This window comes from Herbaspirillum sp. 1173 (genome assembly GCF_031455335.1).
Taxonomy (GTDB): domain Bacteria; phylum Pseudomonadota; class Gammaproteobacteria; order Burkholderiales; family Burkholderiaceae_D; genus Herbaspirillum; species Herbaspirillum huttiense.
The window spans coordinates 828,771-845,871 of sequence record NZ_JAVDSP010000002.1 but is presented as its reverse complement, the minus strand read 5'-3'; the positions used below and the strand labels follow the sequence as shown (position 1 = coordinate 845,871).

Annotated in this window: 18 protein-coding genes; 3 read left to right on the top strand and 15 right to left on the bottom strand. The window is 62.9% G+C overall.

Translation table 11 applies throughout. The annotated features are described in order from the left end of the window. Nucleotides 1–319: 319 nt before the first annotated feature. The 10 genes from J2X56_RS11835 to araD1 form a co-directional block, all read right to left on the bottom strand. Nucleotides 320–874: an acyloxyacyl hydrolase gene (locus J2X56_RS11835; RefSeq protein WP_034329858.1), complete on the bottom strand. Its 555-nt coding sequence runs from the start codon at nucleotides 872–874 to the stop codon at nucleotides 320–322. Between the two features lie 159 nt (nucleotides 875–1,033). Next, nucleotides 1,034–1,948, bottom strand: coding sequence for an SMP-30/gluconolactonase/LRE family protein (locus tag J2X56_RS11830; protein WP_209567622.1), 915 nt, complete (start codon nucleotides 1,946–1,948; stop codon nucleotides 1,034–1,036). 223 nt (nucleotides 1,949–2,171) lie between these two features. After that, entirely contained in the window at nucleotides 2,172–2,936 is a 765-nt protein-coding gene (locus tag J2X56_RS11825; RefSeq protein WP_034329862.1) for an SDR family oxidoreductase, read from the bottom strand. A 16-nt stretch (nucleotides 2,937–2,952) separates the two neighbouring features. After that, entirely contained in the window at nucleotides 2,953–4,128 is a 1,176-nt protein-coding gene (locus J2X56_RS11820; RefSeq protein ID WP_034329864.1) for a fumarylacetoacetate hydrolase family protein, read from the bottom strand. 251 nt (nucleotides 4,129–4,379) lie between these two features. Continuing rightward, complete coding sequence (locus J2X56_RS11815) at nucleotides 4,380–5,915, bottom strand: UxaA family hydrolase (protein WP_039786861.1); 1,536 nt, start codon at nucleotides 5,913–5,915, stop codon at nucleotides 4,380–4,382. 93 nt (nucleotides 5,916–6,008) lie between these two features. Next, nucleotides 6,009–6,815: a transporter substrate-binding domain-containing protein gene (locus tag J2X56_RS11810; protein ID WP_039786863.1), complete on the bottom strand. Its 807-nt coding sequence runs from the start codon at nucleotides 6,813–6,815 to the stop codon at nucleotides 6,009–6,011. 69 nt (nucleotides 6,816–6,884) lie between these two features. Beyond that, nucleotides 6,885–7,619, bottom strand: a complete 735-nt coding sequence (locus J2X56_RS11805) for an amino acid ABC transporter ATP-binding protein (protein ID WP_034333235.1) — start codon at nucleotides 7,617–7,619, stop codon at nucleotides 6,885–6,887. Beyond that, entirely contained in the window at nucleotides 7,603–8,253 is a 651-nt protein-coding gene (locus J2X56_RS11800) for an amino acid ABC transporter permease (protein WP_121043912.1), read from the bottom strand. Before J2X56_RS11800 ends, J2X56_RS11805 begins: the two co-directional genes overlap by 17 nt. A 9-nt stretch (nucleotides 8,254–8,262) precedes the next feature. Then, entirely contained in the window at nucleotides 8,263–8,946 is a 684-nt protein-coding gene (locus tag J2X56_RS11795) for an amino acid ABC transporter permease (RefSeq protein ID WP_121043909.1), read from the bottom strand. A gap of 171 nt (nucleotides 8,947–9,117) precedes the next feature. Beyond that, nucleotides 9,118–10,113, bottom strand: a complete 996-nt coding sequence (gene araD1, locus J2X56_RS11790) for an AraD1 family protein (RefSeq protein WP_039787376.1) — start codon at nucleotides 10,111–10,113, stop codon at nucleotides 9,118–9,120. Nucleotides 10,114–10,355: 242 nt separating this feature from the next. On the opposite strand from araD1, the gene J2X56_RS11785 reads away from it, so the two are divergent. Beyond that, nucleotides 10,356–11,339 (top strand): LysR family transcriptional regulator, encoded by a 984-nt coding sequence (locus J2X56_RS11785; protein ID WP_034333243.1) that lies wholly within the window; start codon nucleotides 10,356–10,358, stop codon nucleotides 11,337–11,339. A 229-nt stretch (nucleotides 11,340–11,568) separates the two neighbouring features. Beyond that, nucleotides 11,569–12,354: a DUF3047 domain-containing protein gene (locus tag J2X56_RS11780; RefSeq protein WP_204726032.1), complete on the top strand. Its 786-nt coding sequence runs from the start codon at nucleotides 11,569–11,571 to the stop codon at nucleotides 12,352–12,354. 19 nt (nucleotides 12,355–12,373) lie between these two features. Here the strand turns inward: J2X56_RS11780 and J2X56_RS11775 are convergent, their stop codons facing one another. From J2X56_RS11775 to J2X56_RS11760, 4 genes are all read right to left on the bottom strand, one after another. Next, nucleotides 12,374–13,093, bottom strand: a complete 720-nt coding sequence (locus tag J2X56_RS11775) for a DUF4088 domain-containing protein (protein ID WP_121043903.1) — start codon at nucleotides 13,091–13,093, stop codon at nucleotides 12,374–12,376. A gap of 162 nt (nucleotides 13,094–13,255) precedes the next feature. After that, nucleotides 13,256–13,774, bottom strand: coding sequence for a DUF695 domain-containing protein (locus J2X56_RS11770; protein WP_039786873.1), 519 nt, complete (start codon nucleotides 13,772–13,774; stop codon nucleotides 13,256–13,258). 15 nt (nucleotides 13,775–13,789) lie between these two features. After that, nucleotides 13,790–14,140, bottom strand: coding sequence for a DUF1304 domain-containing protein (locus tag J2X56_RS11765; protein WP_034333253.1), 351 nt, complete (start codon nucleotides 14,138–14,140; stop codon nucleotides 13,790–13,792). A gap of 133 nt (nucleotides 14,141–14,273) precedes the next feature. Beyond that, a complete protein-coding gene (locus J2X56_RS11760; RefSeq protein ID WP_204725996.1) occupies nucleotides 14,274–15,467 on the bottom strand; it encodes a M20 aminoacylase family protein in 1,194 nt (397 codons plus the stop codon). 158 nt (nucleotides 15,468–15,625) lie between these two features. Between J2X56_RS11760 and J2X56_RS11755 the strand changes: the two genes are divergently transcribed. After that, a complete protein-coding gene (locus J2X56_RS11755; RefSeq protein WP_121044022.1) occupies nucleotides 15,626–16,249 on the top strand; it encodes a LysE family translocator in 624 nt (207 codons plus the stop codon). Here J2X56_RS11755 and J2X56_RS11750 read toward each other — a convergent pair. Next, a complete protein-coding gene (locus J2X56_RS11750) occupies nucleotides 16,246–17,055 on the bottom strand; it encodes an AraC family transcriptional regulator (RefSeq protein ID WP_121043894.1) in 810 nt (269 codons plus the stop codon). The two genes, J2X56_RS11755 and J2X56_RS11750, sit on opposite strands and share 4 nt — an antisense overlap. Nucleotides 17,056–17,101 lie beyond the last annotated feature (46 nt).

The following is a 17,101-nucleotide window of genomic DNA, read 5'->3' as shown; positions in this document are numbered from 1 at the left end:
AACCTCCAGCTACGGTCCGTCGAGCCTGGCTGGAATCGAATATGATCGACAACCGACTCACTGCCTGACTGGCTACAAATTATCGACGCAGGTCACACTCCAGGAAATCCAAACCTTAGATTTATACACAGCCTGCGCCAATAACCCCAGTAGCAGTTAATTTATGCACAGGCAAAAATCTAACATTCAGGAGCAGGTCAGTCCCCGCCTGATATGCAACAGCAGTCATTCGCCACTCGCGACCCTCTCTCAAAACAACAGACGATAAAAAAGCCGGCAAAGCCGGCTTCTTCATTTTCAGCAGTACAAGCTCAGATCATCAGAACTTGTAAGCCACACGTGCCACGGCAAAGTTCACGCCGCCGTTGGGTTGCTTGATGCCACCGTTGGAGAAGTGTTGCAGGCGGATGCCCAGGTCCAGGCCATTGCTGAACACATAGCCGGCACCGATGTGGTCACCGAACTGGAAGGCGGTCGACAACACCTTGTCGTTGTTGCGGTAGAGCTTGGAGAACAGGTGCACGCCGATACCGGCTTCACCGTAGAAACCCTTGCCGTCGTCGCGCTGGAAACGCAGCACCGGGGTCAGGCCCAGGTCGATCAGGTTGCCGCTGTCATTGGTGTTGTTGTAGTGGTTCATGCGCCAGTTGGCCAGCGACAGATCCCAGTAACCACCGATGTGGGTGCCGTTGGACTGCCAGAAATTCCAGTTCGGACCCCAGTTGAACTGCGCACCGATACGGGCCAGCTGGGTGTTGTTGCCAGTACCGTACTCCAGCGACATGCCGTCGATGGCGTAGCTGGGCGACTGGATGGCAATGGCGGCAACGCCAGCAAAAGCGATCTTGGCGACCAGGCTCTTCAATTTAGTCATGGATTCTCTTTCAGCGCGTAAATGGTTTTGAAGGATCTTTGCTTGTATTCGGCGCGGCGCAAGGGCAGCCGCGGGGACGCGATATTCTCTCATAATCATCACAAATGCATACTCGCGTGAAATATTGTGCCGCGTCCTTACCACAGACGGCGCGCAGCCTCATGGGCGATAGCTGTACTCAAGTCTTCCCGCCACCTCCACGCGAATGGCCAGCACATGTCCAGACAGCGGATATTGGGCAAGCTCCGCCTCGCTGCGGCCATTGCGTCCGGTCGTGATGAAGAGCGTGCGCAGATCCTTGCCCCCAAATGCCACCATCGTCGGACAGCGCGCCGGCACGCGGATCTCCTGCAGGATCTCGCCCTGTGGCGACAGCCGCAACACCCGCCCTCCCTCGAACATCGCACACCAGTACGCACCTTCGCTATCGACCGCGGCACCATCCGGACGTCCGCCGTAATCGGGCGCAGTCTTGTCGCTGTCGAACTGGCGCAGCAGGCGGCAATTGCTGGTCTGGCCGGTAGCCAGATCATAGTCATGGACGTTGATGCGGTGCGCCGGCGTATTGGCGTGATACATCAGGCGCTGGTCCGGGCTGAACGCCACGCCATTGGAAGTGACCACGGCATGATGCGCATCACGCAAGGCATTACGTTCGAAGCAATACAAGGTGCCGCCATCGCGATCACGCGGCTCATAGATGGTGCCGCACCAGAAGCGGCCAGAGGCATCGCAGCGCCCGTCATTGAAGCGGATGCGTGCCATATCGTAGGGCGCTTCCAGCAGCGCCGTCAGCGCCCCATTGCCAGTATTGAGATGGAACATGCCCGACCGCAACGCCACCACCAGCCCGCCTTGGGCATGCTTGACGATACTGCCGGGTTCTTCCGGCATGTCCCAGCGCTGGTGCTGCTGCGTGGCCAGCACACGCTTGTGGACGGCTTTGCCGGGAATGTCGATCCAGTAGAGTGCTGCTTCCTCCGCGTGCCACAGGGGCGATTCGCCCAGCAGCATCGGTTCGGGAGAGACGGTGGTGAAGGTGTCAGCAGTCAATGCGGGAGATGCCTGGGACATGGAGCTTGCCTGTAAGCATGAATGAGTAAGCGCTCATTATGCCGCGCGGATCTGGTTTGATAAACCTGATCCGCAACATCCCTCACACCAGCAGGAGGATCAGCGCGCAGCGCGCCAAAAGAAAAACGGCATGCGCGCAGCATGCCGTCCTGATCTGGCGGACCGTTCGTATCATCCGCATCGTCCTGATGCGAGACCCTCGAACGATCCTCCCATCCCCTGCTTAGTTGGACCACCCACCATCAATCATGTGGATCGATCCGGTAGTGAAGTTCGACTCGTCCGATGCCAGGTACAAGGCCAGTGCCGCCACTTCCTCGGCCTTGCCGATGCGGCCCATGGGCTGGCGTGCCACGAAGGCGGCGCGGACTTCGTCTTCGCTCTTGCCGGTCTCCTTGGCTTGCGTGCTGATGCGCTGGTTCAGCGAAGGCGATTCAATGGTGCCCGGGCAGATCGCATTGCAACGGATGCCCTGCGCCACGAAGTCCGCCGCCACCGACTTGGTCAGCCCCACTACGGCCGCCTTGGAGGCTCCGTAGGCAAAGCGATTGGCCACGCCCTTCACGCTCGATGCGGCCGAGGCGATGTTGACGATGGAGCCGGCCTTCTTGGCCAGCATGCCCGGCAGCACCGCACGGATGGTGTGGAACATGGCCTTGGCATTGAGATTGAAGGAGAAATCCCAGGCCTTGTCATCGCACTCCAGAATGTTGCCGGCTGCCACGTAGCCCGCGCAGTTGAAGAGGACATCGATGGTGCCGACCTTGGCCACCAGTGCCTTGATGGCGTCGTCGTCGGTGACGTCCAGCAGATGTGTCTCCACACCAGCGATGGAGGCGAGCTCCTCCAGATGCGTCTTGCTGATATCGGTAGCGATCACGCGCGCGCCTTCACGCGCAAACAGTTCAGTGGAGGCGCGGCCAATACCTTGGGCCGCAGCAGTGATGAGAACGGTCTTGCCGGCGAGGCGGCCAGTGGATGCGGACATGCTTGTTCCTTTGCGATTAAACGAGTTTGCGATTGGCGAGATTCTTGTACAGCGCGGTGAGCCCGAAAGTCCACGGTGCGGTCTGGTCGCTGAAGTTCACGGTGTTCACCAGCGCACCCAGCTTGGGGGTGGAGATCGTCACGATGTCGGCGACCTGGTGGGTGAAGCCCTGGCCGGGACCAAAACGGTCCTGGGTCGGTGCGAACATGGTCCCCAGGAACAGTACCAGTCCATCCGGATACTGGTGATTGGGACCGATCGCATGCTCCACCAGCTGCAGCGGATCGCGGCTGATCATGGACATCGAGCTGCTGCCCTTGAGCGTGAAGCCTTCCGTACCATCGACCCGCATTGTAAGTTCGGCGCGACGCACATCGTCAATTGAAAAGTTTGCATCGAACAGGCGAATGAAAGGCCCGACTGCGCAGGAAGCATTGTTGTCCTTGGCCTTGCCCAGCAGCAGGGCGCTGCGGCCTTCGAAGTCGCGCAGGTTCACATCATTGCCCAGGGTCGCACCGACCACCTTGCCACGGCTGTTGATGGCCAGCACGATTTCCGGCTCGGGATTGTTCCAGGCCGACTTGGGGTGAATACCGACTTCATCGCCCAGGCCCACCGACGACATCGGCTGTGCCTTGGTGAAGATTTCCGCATCCGGGCCGATGCCCACTTCCAGGTATTGCGACCACACGCCTTGCTCCAGCAGCACTTCCTTCAGGCGCGCAGCTTCCGGCGAGCCCGGCACCACGCTGGAGAGATTGTCGCCAATCACCGCCGTGATCGCCTTGCGCACCGATTCCGCCTTGCCGGCGTCACCGCGCGCCTGTTCCTCGATCACGCGCTCCAGCATGCTGGCCACGAAGGTCACGCCGCTGGCCTTGACGGCCTGCAGATCGATGGGGGCCAGCAGCCAGGGGCGCGAGGTATCACGATGGGCGGCGTCGGCATTGTCGAGCAACTCCTGCAAGGTCGCGAGGCGGGTCATGTTGGTGGCGGCGCGTACGGCGGCGGCCGGGTTGTCGAGTTCCAGCAATTCGCTGGAGGTGGCGGCGATGAGCGTGAGGTCATACGCACCGTCGGCGTCGATCCGCACCAGCACCGGGCCCACGCCGGGTTGCCAGAGGCGGCCGATCAGCGTGGCCTGCGCGTGGTCTTCAGGCAGGTGGGCCTGAAGCGAATAAGTGTGTGCCATGTTCTTGATTCCTTATGTTGGAGGCGGACCCGGATGACTCGGGAAGCGGGCGTCGCCACGATGTCGTGTTCTGCAAGGGGGAAGACTCACTGCGGGCGAAACATCCTCGTCCCCGTGGATGCCCGAAGGCAAGGATGCTTGGCCGGCAGTCCGTATTACGCGACCCGGGCCGGCGTAATACGGATCACCATGATTCACTGCGGGATAACACTAGCCCGGCCGCAGCCGGGCCTTCATGATCTGCATCAGCATCAGGTATAGACACCGATGTGCCAGGGCACGAATTCATCCTGTCCGTAGCCATGCAGCTCGCTCTTGGTCTTCTTGCCCGATGCCGTATCGAGGATCATCTGGAAGAAGCGTTCACCGACCTCCTGCGGGGTGACATTGCTGTCGGCAATCTCGCCGCAGTTGATGTCCATATCTTCTTCCTGGCGTTGCCACAGCGCAGTGTTGGTGGCCAGCTTGAGCGACGGTGCCGGTGCGCAGCCATAGGCCGAACCGCGGCCCGTGGTGAAGCAGATCATGTTGGCCCCTCCGGCGACCTGGCCGGTGGCCGAGATCGGGTCGTAGCCCGGCGTATCCATGAAGACGAAGCCGCGTGCGGTGACCGTCTCCGCATACTTGTAGACATCCACCAGATTGGTGGTGCCGCCCTTGGCGACCGCGCCCAGCGACTTCTCGAGGATGGTGGTCAAGCCACCGGCCTTGTTGCCCGCTGAGGGATTGTTGTTCATCTCGGCATCGTTCTTGGCGCAATACTCCTCCCACCAGGCGATGCGGGCCAGCAGCTTTTCACCGACTTCCGGCGAGACCGCTCGGCGGGTGAGCAGGTGTTCGGCGCCATAGATTTCCGGCGTCTCCGAAAGAATGGCCGTGCCGCCATGCCGCACCAGCAAGTCCACTGCCGCACCCAGCGCCGGATTGGCCGTGATGCCCGAATAGCCATCCGAACCACCGCACTGCAGGCCCAGCGTCAGGTGCTTGGCCGACACCGGCTCGCGCTTGATGTCATTGGCCTTGGGCAGCATCTTCTTGATCTTCTCGATCCCCAGCGCCACGGTCTTGGCGGTGCCGCCGGTGCCCTGGATGGTGAAGGTGTGGAAGTATTCGCCTTCCTTCAGGTTGTGGCTTTCCATCAGGCCCGAGATCTGGTTGGTCTCGCAGCCCAGGCCCACTACCAGCACCGCAGCGAAGTTGGGATGCGTGGCATAACCCGCCAGCGTGCGGCGCAGGATCTGCAGCGGCTCGCCTTGCGAATCCGTGGCGCAACCCTGGCCGTGGGTCAGAGCCACCACGCCATCGATGTTGGGATAGTCGGCCAGCACTTCGGGATGGATGTCGCGGCGGAAGTAATCGGCGATGGCGCGTGCCGCGGTGGCCGAGCAGTTCACCGAGGTCAGTACGCCGATGTAGTTGCGCGTGGCCACGCGGCCATCGGGGCGCACGATGCCCATGAAGGTGGCCGGTTCGGCGACGAAATCGACCGGCTTCACGTCCGCGCCGAAATGGTGTTCACGCGAGAACTCGGCCATGGCCAGGTTGTGCGTGTGCACGTGCTGTCCGGGCGCGATGTCCTGGCTGGCCGTGCCGATGATCTGGCCGTAGCGCTTGACCGGCTCGCCCGCAGAGATGGCGCGGGTCGCCATCTTGTGGCCGGCGGGAATGAGGCCCTGGACTTTGAGGCCGCCTTCGTCCTGCAGCACGGTGCCGGAGATGAGCTGCTGGCGGGCGATGACGACATCATCGACCGGGTTCAGGCGGATGATGGGAGAGTTGGCTTTCATGTTGGTCTCGGAGAACGTGGATGCTGCAGGCTGGCCGCTCGGGCGGCGGGCGCATGCCGCGCTGGCTGGCGCGGCATGCCGGAAACGACGGTCTTACTTGGGCGCGAACTGCGCCAGGTCAGGCATGGGGCTGCCTACCCATTGCTGGTAGATGCCGGGCAGCTTGCCATTCTTGAGGTTGGCGGTGATCCATTCGTTGAGCCACTTTTCCAGTGCCGGCTCGCCCTTGCGCAGGCCGATGGCATAGGGAATGTCCTTGATGGCGAACTTGGTTTCCAGGTTCTTGGACGGGTTCTGCTTGGCAATGGCCGAGGCCAGCGAATTGGGCGTGCACAGTGCATCGACCTGGCCCGAGATGATGGCCGCGGTCACGGTGGCATCGTCATCGAAACGCACGATGTTGGTTCCCTTGGGGGCCAGCGGGGTCAGCAGCGAATCCTGCATGTTGCCGCGAACCACCGCCACGCGCTTGCCGACCAGATCATTGAGGCCCTTGATGTTCTCGCCCTTGGGCGCGGCCACCACGAACTGCGAGGCACCGTAGGGCTGTGTGAAGGCCACCACCTTCTGGCGTTCCGGCGTGATCGAGAAGGACGAGATCACCATGTCGGCCTTGCCGGTCATCAGGAAGGGAATGCGATTGGGGCCGGTGACCTGCACGATCTCCAGTTCCACACCCATGTCCTTGGCCAGCAGGCGCGCGGTTTCCACATCCGAGCCCTGCGGCTCCAGCTTGGCGTTGGTCATGCCGAAAGGCGGCGCGCCGAGGTCGATGGCGATCAGCACCTTCTTGCGCGCCTTGATGTCGGCCAGGGCGTCGGCATGTGCGGCCTGGGCAAAACAAGCCAGGCCCAGCACGACGGCGGCGGCCTTCCTGGTGAAGTTGAACAGTTTTTTCATTGATGTCTCCTGGGTGATTGTAGGGATGCTGCTGACAACAAAATCCATACAAGATGGATATGCGATCTTTTACAGATCGCTTGATACGAACTTCTGCAACTCGGCGGTCTTCGGATTGCTGAAGAGTTCGTCGGGCGGACCGATCTCCCACACCTGGCCCTGGTGCATGAACACCAGCACATCGGCCAGCTTGCGGGCAAAGGCCATCTCGTGCGTGACCAGCACCATGGTCATGCCGCCACGGGCCAGGTCTTCCATGACCTTCAGAACCTCGGCGGTCAGTTCCGGATCCAGCGCCGAGGTCACTTCGTCGAACAGCATCAGTTCCGGCGCCATGGCCAGCGAGCGGGCGATCGCCACGCGCTGCGCCTGGCCACCCGAGAGCTGCTCGGGATAGGCTTCCTTCTTGTTCTCCAGGCCCACCAGCTGCAGGACCTTGTGGGCGATCTTCTTGGCTTCCTCGGTGGACATCTTCTTGATGGTGGTCAGCGCCAGCGTGATGTTGCGCTCCACCGTCAGATGCGGGAACAGGTTGTAGCTCTGGAAGACGATGCCGACCTGCTTGCGCAATTCGCGCAGGTTCAGCTTGTCCGGATGATGAATATCATGTCCGCATACATGGATGTTGCCGCCATCCACTTTCTCCAGACCGTTCAGGCAGCGCAGCAGCGTGCTCTTGCCCGAACCGCTCTTGCCGATGATGGCCACCATCTGGCCCTTCTGCACATCCAGCGAAACACCGTTCAATACCTTGTTGCTGCCGAAGCTCTTGTGCAGATCATTGATCTTAACGATGGCTGACATTCAATTTCCTTTCAAAGTGCTTGGACAGCGCCGACAGCGGGAAGCACAGGCAAAAATAGATGAGTGCGACGCAGCCGAACACGGTGAACGGCTGGAAGGTCGAGTTGTTGATGATCTGGCCGGCGCGCGAGAGATCGACGAAGCCGATCACCGAGGCCAGCGAGGTGTTCTTGACGATCTGCACCATGAAGCCCACGGTGGGTGGCGTGGCGATCTTGACCGCCTGCGGCAGGATCACCTTGGTGAGCTGCTCGAAGCGGTTGAAGCCCAGGCATTCCGAGGCTTCCCACTGGGTCTTGGGGACCGCCTGGATGCAGCCGCGCCAGATCTCGCCGAGGAAGGCAGCGCAGTAGATCGCAAAGGAAATCCCGGCCGCCACCAGCGGGGTGAGCTTGAAGCCGGCGATGGCGAGCCCGAAGTAGGCCACGAACAGGATCACCAGCAGCGGGATGCCCTGCACCACCTGGATGTAGGTACTGGCGATGCCCCGCAGCAGGGCATTGGGCGAGACCCGCCACAAGGCGATCACGAAGCCGGCCACGCCGCCGAAGACGAAGGCCACCAGCGACAGCACCACGGTCCAGACGGCGGCTTGCAGCAGGTATTCCACGTGCAGGAAACTGAATGCGTTCATCGCGCCTCCTTACAGGTTGGTGCCAAGCTTGCGCTTGCGCACGAAGGCCATCTGGCTGATTGCCCAGAATGCGCCACGGAACAGGAAGGACAGGGCGAGATACGCCACCGCGATGACCGCATACACCTCGAAGCTGCGGAAGGTTTCCGACTGCACCAGGTTGGCGGTGGCGGTCAGCTCTTCGGCCGAGATCTGCGAGGTGATGCTGGAGGCCAGCATCAGCAGGATGAACTGGCTGGTCAGCGAGGGATAGACGCGCTCCACCGCCGGCAGCAGCACCACGTGCCAGTACACGTGAAAGCGCGACATGCCCAGGCATTCGGCCGCCTCGATCTGGCCCGGATGAATGGAGTTGATGCCGGCGCGCATGATCTCGGTGGTGTAGGCGCCGACGTTGACGGTGAGCGCAATGACGGCAGCGGTCTCGGCGGTGAGCTTCCAGCCGATGCTGGCCAGGCCGAAGAACACCAGGAACACCTGCACCAGCAGCGGCGTATTGCGGATGATCTCGACATACGCCTGTACCAGGCCGCGCACCAGCGCCAGCCGGCTCTTGCCGGCAATCGCACCGAGCGTGCCGACCACGAAGCCCAGTGCGATGGACAGGGCCGAGAGCTGTATCGTCAGCCAGGCACCCATCAAGAGGCGATCCCAGTTGGCGAACACGCTCATGAAATCGAAGGTGTAATTCATCGACGCTCCGTCCGTGCAGCGTCAGGGAAAGGGGGATACAGCAGCATGAGGGTGGTCTCCTTTTTGATTTTCCTGGGGGCGGCCTCTTGTTGGGTGACCTTGAGGTCGGGGCCTTGGCATGATTGCCGGTACTGCTGCGCCTTGCGGCGCGCCTGGGTCCGGGCGGCGCGGCTACAGCTGCCTGACGCCACCCGGTCGCAAGTTCGATTGCACGTGCTGGATGCCATTGACCAGCGGTGCGCCGAAATCGGGAATGCTGATCTCGATGCTGTCACCATCCTCGGTGCGCACGCTGTAGGCGAACGACAGGTTGGCCGCGCCCATGAAGTGCGCATGCACGTCGCCCGCATGCAGCAGGTGCGCGTACTTGAAGGTGTGGTATTCGAGGTTCTCGATGGAGTGGCACATGTTGTCCGGGCCGGTCAGGAATTCCTGTTCCCAGATCACGCGGCCACGGCGACGGATGCGCGTCATGCCGACCAGGTGCGCCGGGGGCAGGCCCACCAGAAGCTCCGGACCGAAAGCGCAGTGGCGCAGCTTGGAGTGGCCTTGATACAGGTAATTGCGGCGCTCCATCACGTGATCCGAAAACTCGTTGCCGATGGCAAAGCCGAGGCGGCGCGGACAGCCTGCGTCATCGATCAGGTAGAGCCCGACGATCTCCGGTTCTTCGCCGCCATCGAGGGCAAAGTCGGGACGCGGCAAGGGCTGGCCGGGCGCGACGATGCAATGGCCATCGCCCTTGTAGAACCATTCGGGCTGCACGCCCACGGTGCCCGGTGCGGGGCGGCCGCCGGCGATGCCCCATTCGATCATCAGTTGCGTATCGGTCTTGTCGAGCTCATCGCCTTCGATGCGGCGATGCATCTTGTCGCGCGTGGTGGCGCTGCCCAGGTGCGTGGTGCCGGCACCGGAGACGCGGCAGTGGGCCGGGTCGGGATGGTCCAGCGGGGCCAGGATGCGGCCCTCGGCCAGGATCGCGGCATAGTCTTCGGAGCGGTCGGTATTGAGCAACTGGGCCAGGCGTTCCAGCCCGGTATGGCGTTCGATGGCCAGCAAGCCGAGTTCGCGCATGGTGTCGACCTCGCCCAGCACCTGGATGCTGGCGCCATTGACGATGCCGACGCGGCGTTGGCCATGCAGATCGCGATATTGAATCAGCCTCACCAGGTCTCCTTTGCCGTCGTCATCCATATGGCCGCCGGTCAGGGGCGGTCAGGGTCCAGGGGAGCGATGTGCAGAACAGGGGCTGCGATTCGCACGCGGCAGGAAACTGCCGCCAGGCGAAGCCACCTGTGGATCAATCTGCCCGTCGTCTCCTGAGCTTTTTTCACGCATCGCCGTGGGCAGGGGGCAGATGCGCTAGCATTGTGTTTTTTCCGGGACGACTATAAGAGGCTGAACCAAGGATGTCTAATGAGCTTAATTCATCGGGTGATAACCGACTCGGCGAGGAGGGCGCGGCAGGCGATGCACTGCCTTCGGTCGGTTCCATCGTCAGCCGCCTGCGCTTTCGCCAGGTCGCGCTGCTGACGGCGCTCGACGAGCAGGGCTCCCTGCACAAGGCAGCCGAAGTGATGCACATGACCCAGCCGGCCGCCACCAAGGCCTTGCATGAAATGGAAGATGCCCTGGGCGTGACGCTGTTCGACCGCTCACCGCGCGGCATCGAGGCCACCGAGCTGGGCCGCTGCGTGATCCGCTATGCGCGACTGATCCAGAGCGATGTCGCCAACCTGCGCGAAGAATTGCAGAACATGATCAGCGGCCGCGGCGGCCGCTTGTCCATCGGCACCATCATGGGGGCGGCGCCCTTCGTCACGCGTGCGCTGTCGCGCCTGCGCGAGATCCAGCCGGACGTCTCCATCGAGATCAGCGAAGACACCAGTGCCCGCCAGCTGCTGCTGCTGGACCAGGGCCGCATCGACCTGATGATCGGCCGTTCCTCGGTCAGCTCGCAGCCCAACCTCTACCATTACGAAATGCTGCGCGGCGAGCCCATGTGCATCGTCAGCGGCATCGACCATCCGCTGGCCACGGCGCAGAAGGTACGCCTGCAGGAGCTGGCCGATGCCTCGTGGATTCTCTATTCGAGCAACATGCCCATGCGCATCTGGATCGAGCACGAGTTCAAGCTGGAAGGCGTGAAGGTGCCGGGCAACGTCATCGAGACCGCCTCCCCCTTCGTCACCATCACCCTGCTGGCGCAATCGAACATGGTGGCGGTGATGCCGCTGGACATCGCGCATTTCTTTGCCGCGCGCCAGATGCTGGGGATCCTGCCGGTGAACCTCAAGACCCGCATCGAGCATTACGGCATCGTCACGCGCAAGAACAGTACCTTGTCGTCGCTGGCCAAGATGTTCATCCAGATCCTGCGGCAGCAAAATTGAGCCAACCGCCGCGTTGCGTTCCTGACGTTTTTTTTACAGGCTAGGGTTTTTCCGGATGCCGTCAGGCGTGATTTTCCTGTTAGTGTTCGTCTGCGGTCGGGGTGGCCGCAGACTTTCCCTCAGAATCCGCTTTCTCCGGTTGGCCTTCATGAATTTGCGTCTTCCGCGTGTGCGCACGCGCCTTGCTGCTCTTGGTCCTGTTTCCCTTCCTGCCTCTGCCGCACGTGCCGTGCTGGCCGCGCTCTGCGTGACGGGGGCCTTGCTGCTGGCCGGCTGCGCCGCGCAGAAGCCCGCGCCGCCGGACGAGGCCGCCCGGCAAGCCAAACAGGCCAAGCTGGACCAGGCCCTGGCACTGTTCTCGGCCAACCCGCCCGAAGGCTTGCCGACCGGCTGGGAGCCGCTGGTGTTCACCCGCAAGAAGATTCCTACTGAATACCGCCTGGTACAGGACAATGGCCGCAGCGTCCTGCACGCCTTTGCCGACCGCGCCTCATCCGGCTTGCGCCATCCGGTCGACATCGACATCAACAAGAAGCCCTGGCTGACCTGGAGCTGGAAAGCCGCCGGCCTGATTCCCACGGCCGATCTCACCCACCGGGAAACCGATGATTCGCCGGTGCGCATCGTGCTGGCCTTCGATGGCGACCACGACAAGCTCTCGCTGATGGATACCATCCTCTTCGATACGGCCAAGCTGCTGACCGGGCATGAGCTGCCTTATGCCACGCTGATGTATGTGTGGGATCCCAAGGCGCCGGCCGGCACGGTGATCGCCAACGGCCGCACCGGCCGCATCCAGATGCTGGTGGTGGAAAGCGGTGCGGAGCATGTGGGGCAGTGGCGCAATTACCAGCGCAACGTCGCGGAAGACTACGAGCGTGCCTTCGGTGAAAAGCCCGGCCGCCTGATCGGCGTGGGCGTGCTCACCGATACCGACAACACCGTGCAGAAGATGGAAGCCTGGTATGGCGACATCCGCCTGATGCGCGATGCGCAGGCGGTGCCGGCTCCCTGAGCATTGACGTGCCGCGGGCTCAGACCCCGCGCCACCAGGCGGCGACGTGGCCCCAGAAGCCCTTGGGGCCGGTCTCGAAGAGCCAGGGCTTTTCGCGCTTGAGCTTGTCCATCATGTCCTGCTCGGCCTTCTCCGAGACATTTCCATAGGCGCGCCCGAGTTTCAGCAGGGTGCGCAGGGCTCCCAGCTTTTCCCGCGCCACCATGCCCGAGGCATGTTCGATGGCGATATGGGTCTCGCGCAATTCCTGCACCATGGCATGGGCCAGTTGCGAGGCCGGTGTCTTCAGGCGTTCCTGCACTACCGCGATATTCGTGGCGGACGCCTTGATCTGCGAGGCCAGCACGTCGATCTGCGTTTCATCGCCCTTGGCCTGCTTGATGATGGCGCCGGCCCAGGCGCGCGAGGCATTGACCAGTTCCTCGGTGCCCCAGTCGTGGCGCACCGCAATCCAGAACCCGTAATTGGCCGCCTGTTCGATCAGGATCTGCACCACGTCCGGGAATTCCTTGTCCATCGCCCGGCGCGCCCACGCATACTGGCCCGAGAGCATCAGGTGCTGCACCGCCTCTTCGGTGAGGAAGTTGGTGTTCTCGGAGAGCTTGGCCAGCAGGTAGCTGTCGAAGGAAGGTTTGACGAAACCCGAATCGATCTTGGTCGAGAGCCGCACGAAGTTGTGATAATCCCGCTCCAGCGAGTCGTAGATATCGTCCTTGAGGATGAGTTTGATCTGTTTCATGCGGCTTCCCCTCGGACCGTGTCCGATGTTGTTGTTGCGCCGGCAAGGCCATGCGGCGTGCCGGACTGGTTGTGATGACGCGGTGTCAATGCTGATGCTGCCAGGAAACTTGTTATCGGCAGCTGTCGTGCCAAACTTTACGCCGCCCCTGCGGCGCGGACCTCAATAACTGCGCAAGCCATAGCGCTGCCGGGTTTCCCCGTCCGGCAACAATTGGTCGCGGTACAGCGCCCAGGCGGGATCGGCCAGGATGGCGGTGCTGGTCTTGCAGCCCTGGCAGAGCTGGGCATGCACGCCGGCCACCACCGCTTCGAGGCCATTGGGATCGGTCACGTAGAACCAGGACTGCTGCTGGCCCTGGCTGAACGCAGTGCCGGCATAGATGCTGCGGGTCTTCTTGCCGATGGCCGCAGCCATCTGATCGGACAGGGCTTCCAACCGGTCCTGCTCGGCCAGCGCCGGCAAACCATCGGGCGTACCCGGCGCATAGCTCACCCGCGTGACCACCACGTACGGAAATCCGGAAAGCGGAAAGCTGCGCCGCAAGCCCATGTCCAGTTTGACCACCGTGAGGCGATCGCCGCGCTGGGCCTGGTAGTTCCACCACTCGGGCTCAGGATCCTGCGCCAGCCCGTGGCGCGCCAGCAGGAGCAGCAGGGTCAGGAGCAGGGCGCGCTTCATGGTTGGCTCGCCGTATCAGCTGGCCAGCAGGGCCAGCAGCGCCAGCAGGGCGGGCAGACCCTGGATGTAGAGGATGGAGCGCTTGGCGGTGAGTCCACCGTAAATACCGGCCACCAGCACGCAGCTCACGAAGAAGATTTGCACCGCATGGTCGCCCGTGGCCAAGCTCCAGAACAGGCCGGCGGCGAGGAAACCGTTGTAGAGACCCTGGTTGGCGGCCAGCACGCGGGTGGCTTCGGCGGCTTCGCGCGACTGGCGGAAGGTCTTCAGACCCAGCGGCTTGGTCCACAGGAACATTTCCAGGATCAGGATCCAGACATGTTCAAGGGCGACCAGCAGGACCAGGATGGTGGCGAGCGTGTGCAAGGTTTCTCCCTGTTGTCGTTATACGTTCTTGCCGCGCCTTCGCAGCGCGTTGCAGAGTGCGCCGGGCGGCGGGCTTTGGCGATCATGCCTGAAATGCGCCCGCGCGCCAATGCCCTGCACGCCGCTGCGGCGCTTACTTCGCCTGCAGGAATTTCTCGGCCAGCCGCACCCAGTAAGTGGCACCGATGGGCAGCAGGTCGTCGTTGAAATCGTAGCTGGGGTTGTGCAGGTTGCACGGACCCAGGCCATGGCCCTGGTCGCGGTGGCCGCCATCGCCATTGCCGAGGAACACGTAGCAGCCCGGCTTGTGCTGCAGCATGAAGGCGAAATCTTCCGCGCCCATGGTCGGTTCGGTCTTGGCATCCACATGGTCGGCACCGAACTGTTCGGTCAGCACTTCGACGGCGAAGGCAGTTTCCTCGGGATGGTTGATGAGCGGCGGATAGTTGCGGTTGAAGCGGAACTCGACCGTGGCATCGAAGGCTGCGGCGGTATGCTCGGCGATCTCCTGCATGCGGCGCTCGATGAGGTCCAGCACCGGCAGGCTGAAGGTGCGCACGGTGCCGACCATCATGGCTTCGTCGGGGATGACGTTGGTGGCGCTGCCGGTGTGGATCTGGGTGATCGACACCACCGCCGGATCATTCGGATTGACGTTGCGCGCCACGATGCTCTGCCAGGCCTGGGCAATGTGGACCGCCGTCATGACCGGGTCGATGGCCTTGTGCGGCTGCGCCGCGTGCGAACCCTTGCCCTTGACGGTGACGTGGAACTCGTTGCTGGAGGCCATCTGCGGACCCGGCGTCACGCCGAAGTGACCGGCCGGGATGCCGGGCCAGTTGTGCATGCCGAAGACGGCATCCATCGGGTACTTGTCGAACAGGCCATCCTGGATCATGCGCTCGGCGCCACGGCCGCCTTCTTCTGCGGGCTGGAAGATGACATACACGGTGCCATCGAAGTCGCCATGCTGCGCCAGGTAACGGGCCGCTCCCAGCAGCATGGCGGTATGGCCGTCATGGCCGCAGGCGTGCATCTTGCCGGGATGACGCGAGGCATGGTCGAAGGTATTGATTTCGGACATGGGCAGCGCATCCATGTCGGCGCGCAGGCCGATGGCACGCGGGCTGTCGCCCTTCTTGATGATGCCGACCACGCCCGTCACCCCCAGGCCGCGCACGACCGGAATCCCCCACTCGGTCAGCTTTTGCGCCACCACGTCGGCGGTGCGCACTTCTTCGTAACACAGCTCGGGATGGGCGTGGATGTCGCGGCGGATCTTCTGCAGGTCGGCGTGGAACTGGACGATGGGGTCAATGAGTTTCATGGAAGTCTGGTGCGATGGCGTTGGTAACAAGTGTGCCTATCTTACCGCGCCTTGGCGGCGCAGGAGCGCCTGTGCAATTTCGTTCAATACAGCGGCCGCGGGCCTGCCTAGCATGCGCATTTTTAACAGGGGGCGCCGGGCAGGCGTCGACACACATGATGCTTTCTTCCGAATTCTTCCTGCTGGCGGGTGCGCATTTGCTGGCGCTGGCCAGTCCCGGTCCGGATTTCTTCTTGCTGCTGCGGGGCAGCCTGCGCCATGGGCGGGGCTATGGGTTGGCAGCATCGTTCGGGATTGCGCTGGCCAACGGACTCTACATCGCGCTGGCCATCGGCGGCTTCAGCCTCCTGCAGCGCGCACCACTGCTGCTGGCGGCCATGCAGTGGCTGGCGGCGCTCTACCTGGCCTGGCTGGGATGGGTCTTCTGGCGCGCCGGACGGCAACCGGCGGTGTTGCCCGCTGCGGGCGTTTCGCCTGCCAGGGTCGCGCCATGGGCCGCACTGGGAACAGGTTTTCTTTCGGCCGCACTCAATCCCAAGAATGGCGTGTTTTACTTTGGCCTGTTTACCGTCATCGTGTCGGCGCAGACCGGCGCGTCGACCAAGCTCTTCTATGGCGTCTGGATGTTTGGGGCCGTGCTGGCTTGGGATGCGGGGCTGGTGTATTTCATCGCGCAGCAGCGCGTGATGCGGGCGCTCACGCGCGTACTGCCGCTCATCGAGCGCGGCGCGGGCTTGCTGTTGATGCTCGCTGCAGCCGCACTGGTGGCCAGCCGCAGCTAGGCCCGCCGATATTGCAGCGGTGTGGCCGCCACCCGCGACTTGAAGGCGCGATGGAAGTGGCTCTGGTCGGCGAAGCCGGTATCGAGCGCGGCATGGACGGTGCTGGCGCCCTGTTGCAGCAGGGTGCGCGCCTGGCGGATCTTCATGTCCAGCTGCAGGGCATGCGGGGTCAGGCCGAAGCGGCGGCGGAACTGGCGGATCAACTGGTAGCGGCTGGTGCCGGCGAGTTCCGCCAGGGTCGCCAGCGAGACGCGGTCGCGGCAATGCGCCAGCAGGAAATCATGGGCACGCTGCAGGCCGTCGTCATCAGGCGCATCGCTGGCCTGCGCGGGCGGGCAGGCATCGGCGCACGCGCGCATCACGTGCTGCAGGCAACGTATTACCTCGCTCTCCAGATCCGGATGGCCGGTCTCCAGTGCGTGGGTCATGCGGTCCAGCCATTGCAGTGCCTCGGGCGAGCGCACCACCTGCGACGGCATGCCTGCGAGCAACCCGCATGTGGCCGGGGTTTGTGCCAGCAGGGTGGCCAGCCAGTTGCTGTCCAGATGGAACATGCGATAGCTCCAGCGCTGCAGGTCCGCCGGATTGCAGCTGTGCACATCGCCTGCCCGCACGAGGATCACGTCGCCAGGGAAAATGGGCTCGCTGCGATCGGCCAGCGTAAAGACGCTGTGGCCGCCATCGACGACGCCGATGGAAAAACTGTCATGCGTATGCGGCGCATAGCAGGACAGGCTGCCGGTAGCGCGACGGCCTTCGAAGAAGGGCAAGGCGGGAGGACGCCAGAAGTGCGGTGAAGGAGACATGGCGGCACTACGGAAGAGTCGTGACGCGCCATTTTAAGATAAAGTA